Annotated in this window: 12 protein-coding genes; 9 read left to right on the top strand and 3 right to left on the bottom strand. The window is 59.4% G+C overall.

The window, feature by feature from the left end; all coding sequences use genetic code 11:
• Positions 1–168: 168 nt before the first annotated feature.
• The 3 genes from nadE to AC1DXW_RS10705 all read right to left on the bottom strand — a co-directional run bounded on the left by nadE (position 169) and on the right by AC1DXW_RS10705 (position 3,345).
• The gene (gene nadE / locus AC1DXW_RS10715) at positions 169–996 is read right to left on the bottom strand and encodes an ammonia-dependent NAD(+) synthetase (protein ID WP_477753182.1); all 828 of its coding nucleotides are present in this window, start codon (positions 994–996) and stop codon (positions 169–171) included.
• Positions 997–1,000: 4 nt separating this feature from the next.
• The gene (pncB, locus tag AC1DXW_RS10710) at positions 1,001–2,227 is read right to left on the bottom strand and encodes a nicotinate phosphoribosyltransferase (RefSeq protein ID WP_477753183.1); all 1,227 of its coding nucleotides are present in this window, start codon (positions 2,225–2,227) and stop codon (positions 1,001–1,003) included.
• Between the two features lie 206 nt (positions 2,228–2,433).
• Complete coding sequence (locus tag AC1DXW_RS10705; protein ID WP_477753184.1) at positions 2,434–3,345, bottom strand: LysR family transcriptional regulator; 912 nt, start codon at positions 3,343–3,345, stop codon at positions 2,434–2,436.
• Positions 3,346–3,519: 174 nt separating this feature from the next.
• On the opposite strand from AC1DXW_RS10705, the gene amaB reads away from it, so the two are divergent.
• The 9 genes from amaB (at position 3,520) to AC1DXW_RS10660 (ending at position 13,562) form a co-directional block, all read left to right on the top strand.
• Positions 3,520–5,010, top strand: a complete 1,491-nt coding sequence (gene amaB / locus AC1DXW_RS10700; RefSeq protein WP_477759998.1) for an L-piperidine-6-carboxylate dehydrogenase — start codon at positions 3,520–3,522, stop codon at positions 5,008–5,010.
• A 144-nt stretch (positions 5,011–5,154) separates the two neighbouring features.
• Positions 5,155–6,438, top strand: a complete 1,284-nt coding sequence (gene amaA / locus AC1DXW_RS10695; RefSeq protein ID WP_477753483.1) for an L-pipecolate oxidase — start codon at positions 5,155–5,157, stop codon at positions 6,436–6,438.
• Between the two features lie 361 nt (positions 6,439–6,799).
• Positions 6,800–7,933, top strand: a complete 1,134-nt coding sequence (locus AC1DXW_RS10690) for an ABC transporter substrate-binding protein (protein WP_477753482.1) — start codon at positions 6,800–6,802, stop codon at positions 7,931–7,933.
• Positions 7,934–8,172: 239 nt separating this feature from the next.
• Entirely contained in the window at positions 8,173–9,087 is a 915-nt protein-coding gene (locus AC1DXW_RS10685) for an ABC transporter permease subunit (protein ID WP_223462544.1), read from the top strand.
• Positions 9,088–9,090: 3 nt separating this feature from the next.
• Positions 9,091–10,374 carry a high-affinity branched-chain amino acid ABC transporter permease LivM gene (gene livM / locus AC1DXW_RS10680; protein WP_477753481.1) on the top strand — a complete coding sequence of 428 codons (1,284 nt, stop codon included), beginning with the start codon at positions 9,091–9,093 and terminating at the stop codon, positions 10,372–10,374.
• Positions 10,371–11,246, top strand: a complete 876-nt coding sequence (locus AC1DXW_RS10675) for an ABC transporter ATP-binding protein (RefSeq protein WP_477753480.1) — start codon at positions 10,371–10,373, stop codon at positions 11,244–11,246. Before livM ends, AC1DXW_RS10675 begins: the two co-directional genes overlap by 4 nt.
• On the top strand, positions 11,243–11,959 hold the full coding sequence (locus tag AC1DXW_RS10670) for an ABC transporter ATP-binding protein (protein WP_477753479.1): 717 nt from the start codon (positions 11,243–11,245) through the stop codon (positions 11,957–11,959). The genes AC1DXW_RS10675 and AC1DXW_RS10670 overlap by 4 nt, the downstream gene beginning before the upstream one ends.
• A 295-nt stretch (positions 11,960–12,254) precedes the next feature.
• Complete coding sequence (locus AC1DXW_RS10665) at positions 12,255–12,503, top strand: hypothetical protein (protein ID WP_477753478.1); 249 nt, start codon at positions 12,255–12,257, stop codon at positions 12,501–12,503.
• Between the two features lie 297 nt (positions 12,504–12,800).
• The gene (locus tag AC1DXW_RS10660) at positions 12,801–13,562 is read left to right on the top strand and encodes an SDR family oxidoreductase (RefSeq protein WP_477753477.1); all 762 of its coding nucleotides are present in this window, start codon (positions 12,801–12,803) and stop codon (positions 13,560–13,562) included.
• Positions 13,563–13,667 lie beyond the last annotated feature (105 nt).

The raw sequence follows: 13,667 nt of genomic DNA, 5'->3' as shown, positions 1-13,667 counted from the left end.
CCGTGACCCTGAAGGAATTGAATCGCAGTCATAAAATAAGCGTCCGTAGTGGACGCTTTTTTTTGCGCTTGTAGGAGCTGCCGCAGGCTGCGATCTTTTGATCTTGAACATCAAAAGATCGCAGCCTCGTTTTACTCGACAGCTCCTGCACGCTCCTGCGCGCAGGCGTTACGGCGCAAACGGCATCACCCGCTTGTGATGGGTCTTGTTGTACGTATCAACAATGATCCTGAACGCCTCTTCACGCACCGGGTTGCCGTGCAGGAACGCGTCGATCTCGGCGTAGGTCACGCCGTGGGAAGCTTCGTCCGGTTTACCGGGCGACAGGTCTTCGAGGTCGGCGGTCGGGACTTTCTCCACCAGCGACTCCGGCGCGCCGAAGCTGCGGGCGATGGCGCGGACCTGGTTTTTCACCAGGCCACTCAGTGGCGCCAGGTCGCAGGCGCCGTCACCGAACTTGGTGAAGAACCCCATCACCGCTTCCGCCGCGTGATCGGTGCCGATCACCAGGCCATGGGCCGCGCCGGCGATGGTGTACTGGGCGACCATGCGCATGCGTGCCTTGGTGTTGCCGAGCACGAAGTCCACCGACACCGCATGTTTGCCTTCGAAGGCCGCGACTTCATTGGCCAGGGACTTGACCGCCGGGCCGATGTTCACGGTGTGGCGCTCGTCCGGCTTGATGAAATCCACCGAAGCCTGGGCGTCGTGTTCATCGAACTGGGTTTCGTAGGGCAGGCGTACGGCGATGAATTTGTACGCGGCATCACCGCTGCGCTGGCGCAGTTCACGGACGGCCCGCTGGGCCAGCAGACCGGCGGTCAGGGAGTCGACCCCGCCACTGATGCCCAGCACCAGGGTCTTGAGCCCTGAGTTGACCAGGCAGTCCTGAATGAAGGTCACCCGCCGGGCGACTTCGGCCTCAAGGGCGGCTTCGTCGGCGAATGGCGGCTGGACCTTGAGCTGTTCAGCAATCTCACGCTGTACGGCTTGCATGAATTCACTCCTTGCTTGATGTACTTGAAAGGGCGGCAGGAACCTGGAAAACGTGTCGCAGGTAAGCGACGAAATTCGGGTCTTTACAGTGCGTCTTGCCTGGCTCGTCGGAGATCTTCGCCACCGGCTGGCCGTTGCAGGCAGTCATTTTAAGCACGATGCTCATCGGTTCGACACCCGGAATATCACAGGTCAGGTTGGTGCCAATGCCGAAGCTGACATTGATCCGACCGCGCAGCGCCCGGAATATTTCCAGGCACTTGGGCAATGTCAGGCTGTCGGAGAAGGTCAGCGTCTTGCTCATCGGGTCGATGCCGAGCTTGTGATAGTGGGCGATGGCTTTTTCCGCCCACAGCACCGGATCGCCTGAATCGTGGCGCAAACCGTCGAAAAGCTTGGCGAAAAACAGATCGAAATCGCCGAGGAAGGCATCCATGGTGATGCAGTCGGTCAGGGCAATCCCCAGCAGGCCACGGTATTCGCGGACCCAGCAATCGAGTGCGGCGATCTGGCTGTCGATCAGCCGTGGGCCGAGTTGCTGGTGCGCCATGATCCATTCGTGGGCCATGGTGCCCAGGGGTTTCATGTCCAGTTCCCGGGACAGGTGCACGTTGCTGGTGCCGACGAAGCGTCCGGGGAAGTCGTGCTTGAGCACATTCACCACTTCTTCCTGCACGCGGTAAGAAAAACGTCTGCGCGTGCCGAAATCGGCCACCTGCAATTCGGACAATTCATCGCTGCTGGCATTGGCGCTCAGCCAGTCGAACTTGCGGTAGAGCTGCTCGCGGGCCTGCTCCAGCACGACTTCGCGGTAGCGATAGCGGTTGCGCACCTCGCTGACCAGCGCCAGCAGCGGCACTTCGAACAGGATCACATGCAGCCAGGGGCCCCGCAGGCGGATAAACAGCTCACCGTTTTCGAGGCCGGTGTGGATGTAGCGCAGGTTGAAGCGAAACAACCCGAGAAAACGCAGGAAGTCCGGCTTCAGGAAGCTGATGCGCTCGAGAAAGCTCAACTGGTCGGCGCTCAGGCTCAACTCGGCCAGGCGCTCGATCTGGAAACGGATTTCCGCCAGATAGGGGCGCAAATCCTCGCTGTTACGGCAACGAAACTCCCATTCGACTTCGACGTTCGGGTAGTTGTGCAGCACCGCCTGCATCATCGTCAGTTTGTAGAAGTCGGTGTCGAGCAGGTTCTGCACGATGCGATCGGCAAACACACTCTCGCTCATAACGGGAATCTCCAGCGTTGCAGCGGTATTGAACAATGGCGCTAGTGGCGCATATCAGCAGGCAGAATTGCCAGCAATTTCTTGGAGCGCAGCGGATCCCTGTGGGAGCGAGCTTGCTCGCGATAGCGGACTGACAGTCAATTGAAGCATTGAATGTGATGACGTCATCGCGAGCAAGCTCGCTCCCACAGGGGATGTGCAGGGGCTTAATGTTGCACTGCCTCTGGGCTATCGATCTGCTCCAGCATCCACTTCACAAAGTCCCGCACCTTGGGCACTTCCGCCGAGTGCTCCGGGTACGCAAGGTAATAGGCATCGCTGCTGGGCATTGCATGCTGCCAGGGAATGACCAGCTTGCCGTCAGCCAGTTCCTCTTCCACCAGAAACCGTGGTAACAACGCCACGCCGCAGCCAACCTGGGCGGCGCGGATGCACATATAAAAGGTTTCGAAGCGAGGGCCGTGGTAACTGTGCTCGGTGTGGTAGCCCTGATGGTCGAACCAGTCATGCCAGGCCTGGGGGCGGGAAGCATTTTGCAGCAGGACCAGGTCAGTCAGTTGCGTCGGATCGGTAAACGGCGTGTCTGGCAGGCTGCCCGGCGCGCACACCGGCACCAGCTCTTCGCCGAACAGCTTCAGGCATTCGGTGCCCGGCCGTGAGCCCTGGCCGAAGTAGAACGCCAGGTCGCTGCGACCTTGCAGCAGATCGTCGGCCTCCTGTTCGCTGCACAGGTCCAGGTGGATCGACGGGTGCCGCAGGCGCCAGCCTTTCAGGCGCGGCACCAGCCAGCGTGCGCCGAAGGTGGGAGGCGTCGAAACCCGCAGGACTTCTGTTTCGCCACCGTAGGAACGCAGGTAATGGGTCGACATCTCGACCTGCGTGAGGATTTTTCGCACCTCAACCAGATACAGATCACCGGCCGGCGTCATCTGCAGGCGGCGGCGCACCCGGCGAAACAACAGGTGTTGCAACAGCTCTTCGAGTTGCGCGACCTGTTTGCTCACGGCGCTTTGGGTCAGGTTCAACTCTTCGGCGGCCCGGGTGAAGCTCAAATGCCGGGTGACGGCCTCGAAGCACTGCAACGCAGCGATCGATGGCAAGTAGCGTTTATTCAGCATGGGCGGTCCTTGGTTCTTGTTTCTTATTGCCAGCAATGCACAGCATGAATAAACGGAATGATATCTCTCTTAAAGGTCGTTTGTTGAGTAACCTCCGGGCAGCTAAAACTACAGGTCTGATCAGCCGTGAATTTCTGGCTGCACGTGTTCTGTCTTTTGCTTGAGGAGTGACCCATGGTTGCCGCATTGCTTGATCGTCTAGGTGTGAACCCGGCCCTGTACCAGAACGGCAAAGTGCCGGTGCACTCGCCGATCGATGGCAGCAGGATCGCTGCCGTGAACTGGGAAGGCGCTGCTGAAGTCGAGCAGCACATCAGTCGCGCAGATCATGCGTTCGAACTGTGGCGCAAGGTTCCGGCGCCGCGCCGTGGCGAGCTGGTGCGGCAACTGGGTGACATCCTGCGTGAATACAAGGCCGACCTCGGCGAGCTGGTGTCCTGGGAGGCCGGCAAGATCACTCAGGAGGGCCTGGGTGAAGTTCAGGAAATGATCGACATCTGCGACTTCGCCGTCGGCCTGTCCCGTCAGCTGTACGGTTTGACCATCGCCTCCGAGCGTCCTGGCCACCACATGCGCGAAACCTGGCATCCGCTGGGCGTCGTCGGCGTGATCAGTGCGTTCAACTTCCCGGTCGCGGTCTGGGCCTGGAACGCCACGCTGGCGCTGGTCTGCGGCAACCCGGTGATCTGGAAACCGTCGGAAAAGACTCCACTGACCGCATTGGCTTGCCAGGCGTTGTTCGATCGCGTTCTGAAGAACTTCAGCGATGCGCCAGCGCACCTGAGCCAGGTGATTATTGGCGGTCGCGATGCCGGCGAAGCGCTGGTGGATGACCCGCGCGTGGCCCTGATCAGCGCTACTGGCAGCACCCGCATGGGCCGCGAAGTGGCGCCGAAAATCGCCGCACGTTTCGCCCGCAGCATTCTCGAACTGGGCGGCAACAACGCAATGATCCTCGGCCCGAGCGCCGACCTGGACATGGCCGTTCGCGCGATCCTGTTCAGCGCCGTCGGCACCGCCGGCCAGCGCTGCACCACCCTGCGTCGCCTGATCGCCCACGAGTCGGTGAAAGAAGAAATCGTCACCCGTCTGAAAGCCGCGTACTCGAAAGTACGTATCGGCCATCCGCTGGAAGGCAATCTGGTCGGCCCGCTGATCGACAAGCAAAGCTTCGACAACATGCAGGACGCGCTGGAACAAGCCCTGAGCGAAGGCGGCCGGGTGTTCGGCGGCAAACGTCAGCTGGAAGACAAGTTCCCCAATGCCTACTACGTGTCGCCGGCCATCGTCGAAATGCCGGAGCAGAGCGATGTGGTCTGCCACGAAACCTTCGCCCCGATCCTGTACGTGGTCGGTTACAGCGATTTCCAGGAAGCCCTGCGCCTGAACAACGCTGTGCCACAAGGCCTGTCCTCGTGCATCTTCACCACCGACGTGCGTGAAGCCGAGCAGTTCATGTCGGCGGTGGGCAGCGACTGTGGCATCGCCAACGTCAATATCGGCCCGAGCGGCGCTGAAATTGGTGGTGCATTTGGTGGCGAGAAAGAAACCGGCGGTGGTCGTGAGTCCGGCTCCGATGCATGGCGCGGCTACATGCGCCGCCAGACCAACACCGTGAACTATTCGCTGGAATTGCCGTTGGCGCAGGGTATTACGTTCGATTAAGTATTGATTGTGAGGCTGGAAAGATCGCAGCCTTCGGCAGCTCCTACAGGACTGTGACTGGCTGCGATTTTGTAGGAGCTGCCGCAGGCTGCGATCTTTTGGCGGCGACAACGAGGTGGGTTAGGTTTCTGTTGGAGTCTGGCAATGCCGTTACGCGAAGAGTGTCTGTGGGAAAAACTGACGCCGCAAAGGCCGGACAATTCGGCCCTCAAGGGGGAGGTCACGGTGGATGTCTGCGTCATCGGCGCCGGTTTTACCGGTTTGTCGGCGGCGGTGCATCTGCTGGAGCAAGGCAAGACCGTTTGTGTGCTGGAGGCCCATCGCGCCGGCCACGGTGGTTCGGGGCGTAACGTCGGGCTGGTCAACGCCGGGATGTGGATTCCACCGGACGAAATCGAAGCCGGGTTCGGCACGGAAGTCGGCAGCCAGCTCAACCGCATGCTGGGGGCGGCACCATCCCTGGTGTTCAGCCTTGTGGATAAATACAACATCGATTGCCAATTGCGCCGCGAAGGCACGCTGCACATGGCGCACAACGCCCGTGGCGAAGCCGACTTGCGCAGTCGTGAAGAACAATGGAAACGCCGCGGGGCGCCGGTGGAGTTGTTGACCGGTCAGGCCTGCGAACAAGCGACGGGGACGAAAAAGATTGCCGCCGCGTTGCTCGATCGCCGTGCCGGCACGCTCAACCCGATGGCTTACACCACGGGGCTGGCCAAAGCGGCCATCGGCCTGGGCGGTCAATTATTCGATCATTCCCCGGTCACCCGACTCGAGCGTCAGGGCCAGCGCTGGTCTGTGCAAACCGCCCAGGGCTCGGTCATGGCCGAGAAAGTGGTGATTGCCTCCAATGCCTACACCGAAGGCGACTGGACGGAACTGCGGCGCAATTTCTTCCCCGGTTACTACTATCAGGTGGCCTCGGTGCCTCTGACCGAAGAAGCCGCCCGGCAAATTCTGCCCGGGGGCCAGGGTTCCTGGGACACCCGCCAGGTGCTGAGCAGCATCCGTCGGGATAAAGACGGAAGGTTGCTGCTTGGCAGTCTGGGTAATGGCAATCAGAAACCGGCCTGGTTCCTCAAGGCCTGGGCCGATCGCGTGCAGCAACATTACTTCCCTTACCTGAAACCGGTGGAATGGGAGTGCACCTGGACCGGTTGCATCGCGTTTACCCCCGATCATTTGATGCGTCTGTTCGAACCGGCGCCGGGTTTGGTGGCAGTCACCGGCTACAACGGGCGGGGCGTGACCACGGGAACGGTGGTCGGCAAGGCCTTTGCCGATTACCTGTGTAACGGAAATCCTCAAGCACTACCGATTCCTTTCGCGCCCATGCAGCCATTAGCCGGGGTGGGGTTGCGCAGCTGTCTGTATGAGGCGGGATTCTCGCTGTATCACGCAGGCCAGTGCCTTCGGATCGTGATCTGAAGGTTGATTTTTGCAGTAGGAAGCGGCGCTTTTTCGATCTGCAGCTAGCCTGTAGTGGTGCGGGTTGTAGCAGTCTCGCACCAGCAGTGTGCACTTCGGTGACGCACGTTGTTACAGGCTGGTTGCACGTCGTTTAAAGCCGCGGTTGCAATGATGGCGCAGGCGGGTTGCGCCTCAAAAAAATAATGGTTCTACCTTCCGCGGTTTAGACGGTTGCACGCCCAATGAAAATGGGCCCGAAACAGTCGAAATAACAAGAAAGCAGCGACTTTTTTCAGAATAAAAAACCGATGGCACGGCCCTTGCTCTGAGCATTCATTGAAGTCGCAGTGCCAATTAAAAAACCATGGAGCACCACCTCATGTCCCAGACGTTTTACAAGAAAGGCTTTCTGGCCCTCGCAGTGGCAACTGCGCTGGGTGTTTCTGCGTTTGCTCAGGCTGACATCAAGATCGGCGTAGCGGGACCAATGACGGGCGCCAACGCGGCATTTGGCGAACAGTACATGAAGGGTGCACAGGCGGCGGCCGATGCGGTCAACGCAGCGGGCGGCGTGAACGGGGAAAAAATCGTACTGGTCAAGGGCGATGACGCCTGCGAACCGAAGCAGGCTGTGACAGTCGCCAAGGACCTGACCAACCAGAAAGTCGCCGGCGTGGTCGGTCACTTCTGCTCCTCGTCGACCATCCCGGCCTCCGAGATCTACGACGAAGCGGGCATCATCACGATCACCCCGGGTTCCACCAACCCAAAGGTGACCGAGCGCGGCCTGAGCGCCATGTTCCGTATGTGCGGGCGTGACGACCAGCAAGGCATCGTGGCTGGCGACTACATCGTCGACGTGCTCAAGGGCAAGAAAGTCGCCGTGCTGCACGACAAAGACACCTACGGCCAAGGTTTGGCGGACGCCACCAAAGCGCAACTGGTCAAGCGCGGCGTAACGCCGGTGTTGTACGAAGGCCTGACCCGCGGCGAGAAAGACTTCAGCGCCGTGGTGACCAAGATCCGTGCGGCCGGTGCCGACGTGGTCTACTTCGGCGGTCTGCACCCAGAGGCCGGTCCACTGGTTAAACAACTGCGTACCGAAGGCCTCAAAGACGTGACATTCATGTCCGACGACGGCATCGTGACCGACGAACTGGTGACCACCGCTGGCGGCCCGCAATACGTCGACGGCGTGCTGATGACCTTTGGTGCCGACCCGCGCCTGCTGCCAGACAGCAAGACCGTGGTAGACGCATTCCGCAAGGCCGGTACCGAGCCTGAAGGCTACACCCTCTACGCTTACGCTTCGGTCCAGACCTTGGCCGCTGCCTTCAATGGCGCCAAGTCCAACAAGGGCGAAGACGCTGCCAAATGGCTGAAAGCCAACCCGGTCAAAACCGTCATGGGCGAGAAGACCTGGGACAGCAAGGGCGACCTGAAAGTCTCCGACTACGTGGTTTACCAGTGGGACAAGGACGGCAAGTACCACCAGCTGGAAAAACAGAAGTAAGGGCTGGCTCGATCGGATGAACCCCACAGATCCCTTGTAGGAGCGAGCTTGCTCGCGATGACGGACTGGCAGTCGACAACTTTGTTGAATGTTTAACCGCTATCGCAGGCAAGCCCGCTCCTACAAGGGTTGTGGTGGCCTTTCTGATCGTGGCCGACATTGCTCCGACGTAAATCTGTATTTTCCTTAGAAGAACCGCACAGCCACATGTGCAGGTTCTCATTGCGTGAGATTGCGTTATGGATGGTATTTTCCTGCAGCAACTGGTCAACGGCCTGACCCTCGGGTCGGTCTATGGCCTGATCGCCATCGGCTACACAATGGTCTATGGCATCATCGGCATGATCAACTTCGCCCACGGCGAGGTTTACATGATTTCCGCTTACCTCGCGGCAATCAGTCTGGCTCTGCTGGCATACTTCGGTATTGAATCCTTCCCTCTGTTGATGCTCGGCACACTGATCTTCACCATCGTGGTCACGGCGGTGTATGGCTGGGTCATCGAGCGTGTTGCCTACAAACCCCTGCGTAACTCCACCCGACTGGCACCGCTGATCAGCGCCATCGGGATCTCGCTGATCCTGCAAAACTATGCACAGATCGCCCAGGGTGCCCGCCAACAAGGCGTTCCGACGCTGTTGACTGGTGCACTGCGAGTAGAAGTCGGGACCGGCTTCGTCCAGCTCACTTACACCAAGATCTTCATTCTGGTCGCAGCGTTTGTCGGGATGGGCCTGCTGACCTATGTCATCAAGTACACCAAGCTCGGCCGCATGTGTCGCGCAACCCAGCAAGACCGCAAGATGGCCTCGATCCTGGGGATCAACACCGATCGCATCATTTCCTACGTGTTCATCATTGGTGCCGCGATGGCGGCGTTGGCCGGCGTGCTGATCACCATGAACTACGGCACGTTCGACTTCTATGCAGGTTTCGTCATCGGCATCAAGGCGTTCACCGCAGCGGTACTCGGCGGGATCGGCTCGCTGCCGGGTGCGATGCTTGGCGGGATCATTCTGGGGATCTCCGAGTCGCTGTTTTCCGGTCTGGTCAACTCCGACTACAAAGACGTTTTCAGCTTCTCGTTGCTTGTTCTCGTTCTGGTCTTTCGGCCTCAAGGCCTGCTCGGCCGTCCTCTTGTGTCGAAGGTGTAAGCGATGTCTTCAACCACTAAAAAAACCATTGATATCAAAAGAAGTCTGGTTGACGCGATTCTTGCCGGCCTTGTAGCGCTCATCGTATTTGGTCCGATTGTCGGCATCGTCCTCGACGGCTATGGCTTCAACCTGCAACCAACGCGAGTGGCGTGGATTGTCGCCATCGTCATGGCTGGCCGCTTTGCTTTGAGCCTGTTCCTGCAAACACCCAAGGGTTTGAGAATTCTCGAAGGGTTTGAAACCACTGGCTCCGGGGTTCATGTACTGCCACCCGATTACAAATCCCGCTTGCGCTGGATCATCCCGTTGATGATCGTCATTGCCGTGGTGTTTCCGTTTTTCTCCAACTCCTACCTGCTGGGCGTGGTCATCCTCGGGTTGATCTATGTGTTGCTCGGTTTGGGACTGAACATCGTGGTGGGCCTGGCCGGCCTGCTCGACCTGGGTTACGTGGCGTTCTACGCCATCGGTGCCTATGGTTTGGCGCTTGGTTACCAGTATCTTGGGCTGGGCTTCTGGACGGTGCTGCCACTGGCGGCGATCACCGCCGGCCTTGCGGGTTGCATCCTTGGCTTCCCGGTTTTGCGTCTGCACGGTGACTACCTGGCAATCGTGACCCTGGGCTTCGGTGAAATCATTCGCTTGATCCTCAACAACTGGTTGTCGCTGACCGGTGGTCCGAACGGTATGCCTGCGCCGCTGCCAACGTTCTTCGGTCTGGAGTTCGGCAAACGGGCGAAAGACGGTGGTGTGCCGTTTCACGAGTTCTTCGGCATTGCCTACAACCCCGACGTGAAGTACTACTTCATCTACGCGGTGTTGTTCATGGTCGTGCTGGCCGTGTTGTACATCAAACACCGCTTGACCCGTATGCCGGTCGGCCGCGCATGGGAAGCCTTGCGTGAAGACGAAATCGCCTGCCGCTCCATGGGCCTGAACCACGTGCTGGTGAAGCTCTCGGCGTTCACCATCGGTGCTTCGACGGCCGGTCTGGCCGGTGTGTTCTTCGCCACCTACCAGGGCTTCGTCAACCCGACCTCGTTCAGCTTCTTCGAATCGGCCCTGATCCTTGCCATTGTGGTACTGGGCGGTATGGGTTCGACCATCGGCGTAGTGATGGCAGCCTTCGTGCTCACCGTCGCCCCGGAACTGCTGCGTGGCTTCGCGGAGTATCGTGTGTTGCTGTTCGGCATCCTGATGGTGTTGATGATGATCTGGCGACCGCGCGGCCTGATTCGGATCAGCCGTACCGGTGTGACCCCGCGTAAAGGAGTAGCGCCATGAGCGAAGTCGTACTCAGTGTCGAAAAGCTGATGATGCACTTCGGCGGCATCAAGGCGTTGAACGATGTCAGCCTGAAGGTCAAACGCAATTCGATCTTCGCCCTGATCGGCCCCAACGGCGCCGGCAAGACTACGGTGTTCAACTGCCTGACCGGGTTCTACAAGGCCTCCGGTGGCAAGATCGAACTCAACGTGCGCGGTCAGCAGACCAACGTCATCAAACTGCTGGGCGAGTCGTTCAAACCAACGGATTTCGTTTCGCCGAAATCCTTCGCCAGTCGGCTGTTCTACAAGGCATTCGGCGGCACCCACCTGGTGAACCGTGCCGGGCTGGCGCGGACCTTCCAGAACATTCGCCTGTTCAAGGAAATGTCGGTGCTGGAAAACCTGCTGGTGGCACAGCACATGTGGGTTAACCGCAACATGCTGGCCGGCATCCTCAACACCAAGGGCTATCGCAAGGCTGAAAGCGATGCGCTGGACCACGCGTTCTACTGGCTGGAGGTGGTGGACCTGGTGGATTGCGCCAACCGTCTGGCCGGTGAGCTGTCCTACGGCCAGCAACGCCGCCTGGAAATCGCCCGGGCCATGTGCACCCGTCCGCAGATCATCTGCCTCGACGAGCCGGCCGCCGGCCTCAACCCCCAGGAAACCGAAGCGCTGAGCGCGATGATCCGGCTGCTGCGCGACGAGCACGATCTGACCGTGGTGCTGATCGAACACGACATGGGCATGGTAATGAGCATTTCCGACCACATCGTGGTGCTGGACCACGGCGTTGTCATCGCCGAAGGCGGGCCTGAAGCGATTCGTAACGATCCGAAAGTGATTGCGGCCTACCTGGGCGCCGATGAAGAGGAAGTGGTGCTATGAGTCAACCCATCCTCGAACTCAAGGAACTGGATGTGTTTTACGGGCCGATCCAGGCCCTGAAGAAAGTCTCGCTGCACATCAACGAAGGGGAAACCGTCAGCCTGATCGGCTCCAACGGTGCCGGCAAGTCGACCCTGCTGATGTCGATCTTCGGCCAGCCACGGGCCGCCGACGGGCAGATCCTCTACCAGGGCGTGGACATCACCCACAAGTCGTCCCACTACATCGCCTCCAACGGCATCGCGCAATCGCCGGAAGGGCGGCGGGTGTTTCCCGACATGACCGTCGAGGAGAACCTGCTGATGGGCACCATCCCTATCGGTGACAAGTACGCAAAGGAAGACATGCAACGCATGTTCGAGCTGTTCCCGCGGCTCGAAGAGCGGCGTACCCAGCGGGCGATGACCATGTCCGGTGGCGAGCAGCAAATGCTCGCCATCGCCCGTGCCCTGATGAGCCGGCCCAAGTTGTTGCTACTGGATGAGCCGAGCCTGGGCCTGGCGCCGATCGTGGTGAAGCAGATCTTCGCCACCCTGCGGGAACTGGCCAAGACCGGCATGACCATCTTTCTGGTGGAGCAGAACGCCAACCACGCCCTGCGGTTGTCGGACCGGGCGTACGTGATGGTCAACGGCGAAATCCGCATGACGGGTACCGGCAAGGAGTTGCTGGTCAACGAGGACGTGCGTAACGCCTATCTCGGCGGGCATTGAGTTTCATTGGTTGTACACAAGCCCCGGCGCGCAATCGCCGGGGCTTTTTTATATATCCCAAACACCACTAAACCCTGTGGGAGCGAGCTTGCTCGCGATAGCAATCCATCAGTCAATATTGATGTTGACTGACAAACCGCTATCGCGAGCAAGCTCGCTCCCACAGGGTTTTTGGCGTGCCTCCGGGAAATTGTGGAAAACAATATTCCCAAGCTCGCAAAGCGCGACATAAAGCCGCTGCAAATAGTTGTTTTGTCACAGTTTTGACTTGTCCCCGTTTGCTGTGGAACCGGCTGTGAATAACGTGGGAGTAGCTGGCTGGACGCCTTTTAAACCGTGGCTTGCAGAGGTGTGGTTGTTTTTTGATCAGGCGTTTTTACGCAGCTTGCAGGCCGCTTTGTCAACCTTTTTGTTCGGGATGAAAATGCATGAAATCGGCGTGGACAAGCCTGTGGATAAGTCTGTGATTAAACTCTGGAAAGACTCGGCTGAAGGCCGTGGTTACTGGCTTGGCGCCATCGTCGGTTTGACCCGTCAGTCATGAAAATGGCCAAGGGCTACACAGCAGGCGGTTGAGGGTCAAGCAAAAAAGTTTCAAAACCCCGCGCAAAGCCTTGTGGATAGCGGCTTACAGCTTTTCTACTTGCCCCCAAAGACTGTGGACCGGCCTGTGGATAACGTGCGCGCACATGGCTGCAGGCCACGCTGGTCGAGGGTTTGCCGGTATTGAGTGTTTTTTGAACAGCTTGAACGGTGGTTGCCGCTGTGAAAAAGGCCGGGCATGCTGCCTGCTGATTTTCTATTCCAATGGCTGGCGATCAGCCGAAGCAAGGAGAACACGATGTTCAACACCCTGTTTATTACCGGCGCGACCTCAGGTTTTGGTGAAGCCTGTGCCCGTCGTTTTGCCGAGGCCGGCTGGAAACTGGTGCTGACTGGCCGTCGTGAGGAGCGCCTCAATGCGCTGTGCGCTGAGCTGTCGAAGCAGACCGAAGTCCATGGCCTGGTGCTCGATGTGCGTGATCGCAAGGCCATGGAGGAGGCGATTGCCAATCTGCCGCCATCCTTTGCCAAGCTGCGCGGGTTGATCAACAACGCCGGCCTGGCCCTGGGCGTCGATCCGGCGCCCAAGTGCGACCTGGACGATTGGGACACCATGGTCGATACCAACGTCAAAGGCCTGATGTACAGCACCCGTCTGCTGCTGCCACGCCTGATTGCCCACGGTCGTGGTGCCGGTATCGTCAACCTGGGGTCCATCGCCGGCAACTACCCGTACCCGGGCAGCCACGTGTATGGCGCGACCAAGGCGTTCGTCAAACAGTTCTCCCTGAACCTGCGCTGCGACCTGCAAGGCACGGGCGTACGGGTCAGCAACATCGAGCCGGGCCTGTGCGAGAGTGAGTTCTCGCTGGTGCGTTTTGCCGGTGACCAGGAGCGCTACAACGCCACTTACGCCGGCGCCGAGCCGATTCAGCCGCAAGACATCGCCGAAACAATCTTCTGGGTGCTCAATGCCCCGGCGCACATCAACATCAACAGCCTGGAGCTGATGCCAGTGAGTCAGACCTGGTCCGGGTTTGCTATCGAGCGCAAGTCTTAAGACCGAGTAACGGCCTTTCGCGAGCAGGCTCGCTCCCACATGGATCGCATTGAACCTGTGGGAGCGAGCCTGCTCGCGAAGGGGCCGGCTCAGGCGACACAAAGC

The organism is Pseudomonas sp. P4_C4 (assembly GCF_056402055.1).
Note: the sequence above shows the minus strand (reverse complement) of the source record. Positions and strands in the feature narration are given on the sequence as shown.

Excerpts from the sequence above, each read along its gene's own strand:
- pncB (WP_477753183.1), bottom strand. The coding sequence starts at position 2,227 with ATGAGCGAGAGTGTGTTTGCCGATCGCATCGTGCAGAACCTGCTCGAC.
- AC1DXW_RS10660 (WP_477753477.1), top strand. The coding sequence starts at position 12,801 with ATGTTCAACACCCTGTTTATTACCGGCGCGACCTCAGGTTTTGGTGAA.
- livM (WP_477753481.1), top strand. The coding sequence starts at position 9,091 with ATGTCTTCAACCACTAAAAAAACCATTGATATCAAAAGAAGTCTGGTT.
- AC1DXW_RS10690 (WP_477753482.1), top strand. The coding sequence starts at position 6,800 with ATGTCCCAGACGTTTTACAAGAAAGGCTTTCTGGCCCTCGCAGTGGCA.
- AC1DXW_RS10685 (WP_223462544.1), top strand. The coding sequence starts at position 8,173 with ATGGATGGTATTTTCCTGCAGCAACTGGTCAACGGCCTGACCCTCGGG.
- amaB (WP_477759998.1), top strand. The coding sequence starts at position 3,520 with ATGGTTGCCGCATTGCTTGATCGTCTAGGTGTGAACCCGGCCCTGTAC.
- AC1DXW_RS10705 (WP_477753184.1), bottom strand. The coding sequence starts at position 3,345 with ATGCTGAATAAACGCTACTTGCCATCGATCGCTGCGTTGCAGTGCTTC.
- AC1DXW_RS10670 (WP_477753479.1), top strand. The coding sequence starts at position 11,243 with ATGAGTCAACCCATCCTCGAACTCAAGGAACTGGATGTGTTTTACGGG.
- amaA (WP_477753483.1), top strand. The coding sequence starts at position 5,155 with ATGCCGTTACGCGAAGAGTGTCTGTGGGAAAAACTGACGCCGCAAAGG.
- AC1DXW_RS10675 (WP_477753480.1), top strand. The coding sequence starts at position 10,371 with ATGAGCGAAGTCGTACTCAGTGTCGAAAAGCTGATGATGCACTTCGGC.
- nadE (WP_477753182.1), bottom strand. The coding sequence starts at position 996 with ATGCAAGCCGTACAGCGTGAGATTGCTGAACAGCTCAAGGTCCAGCCG.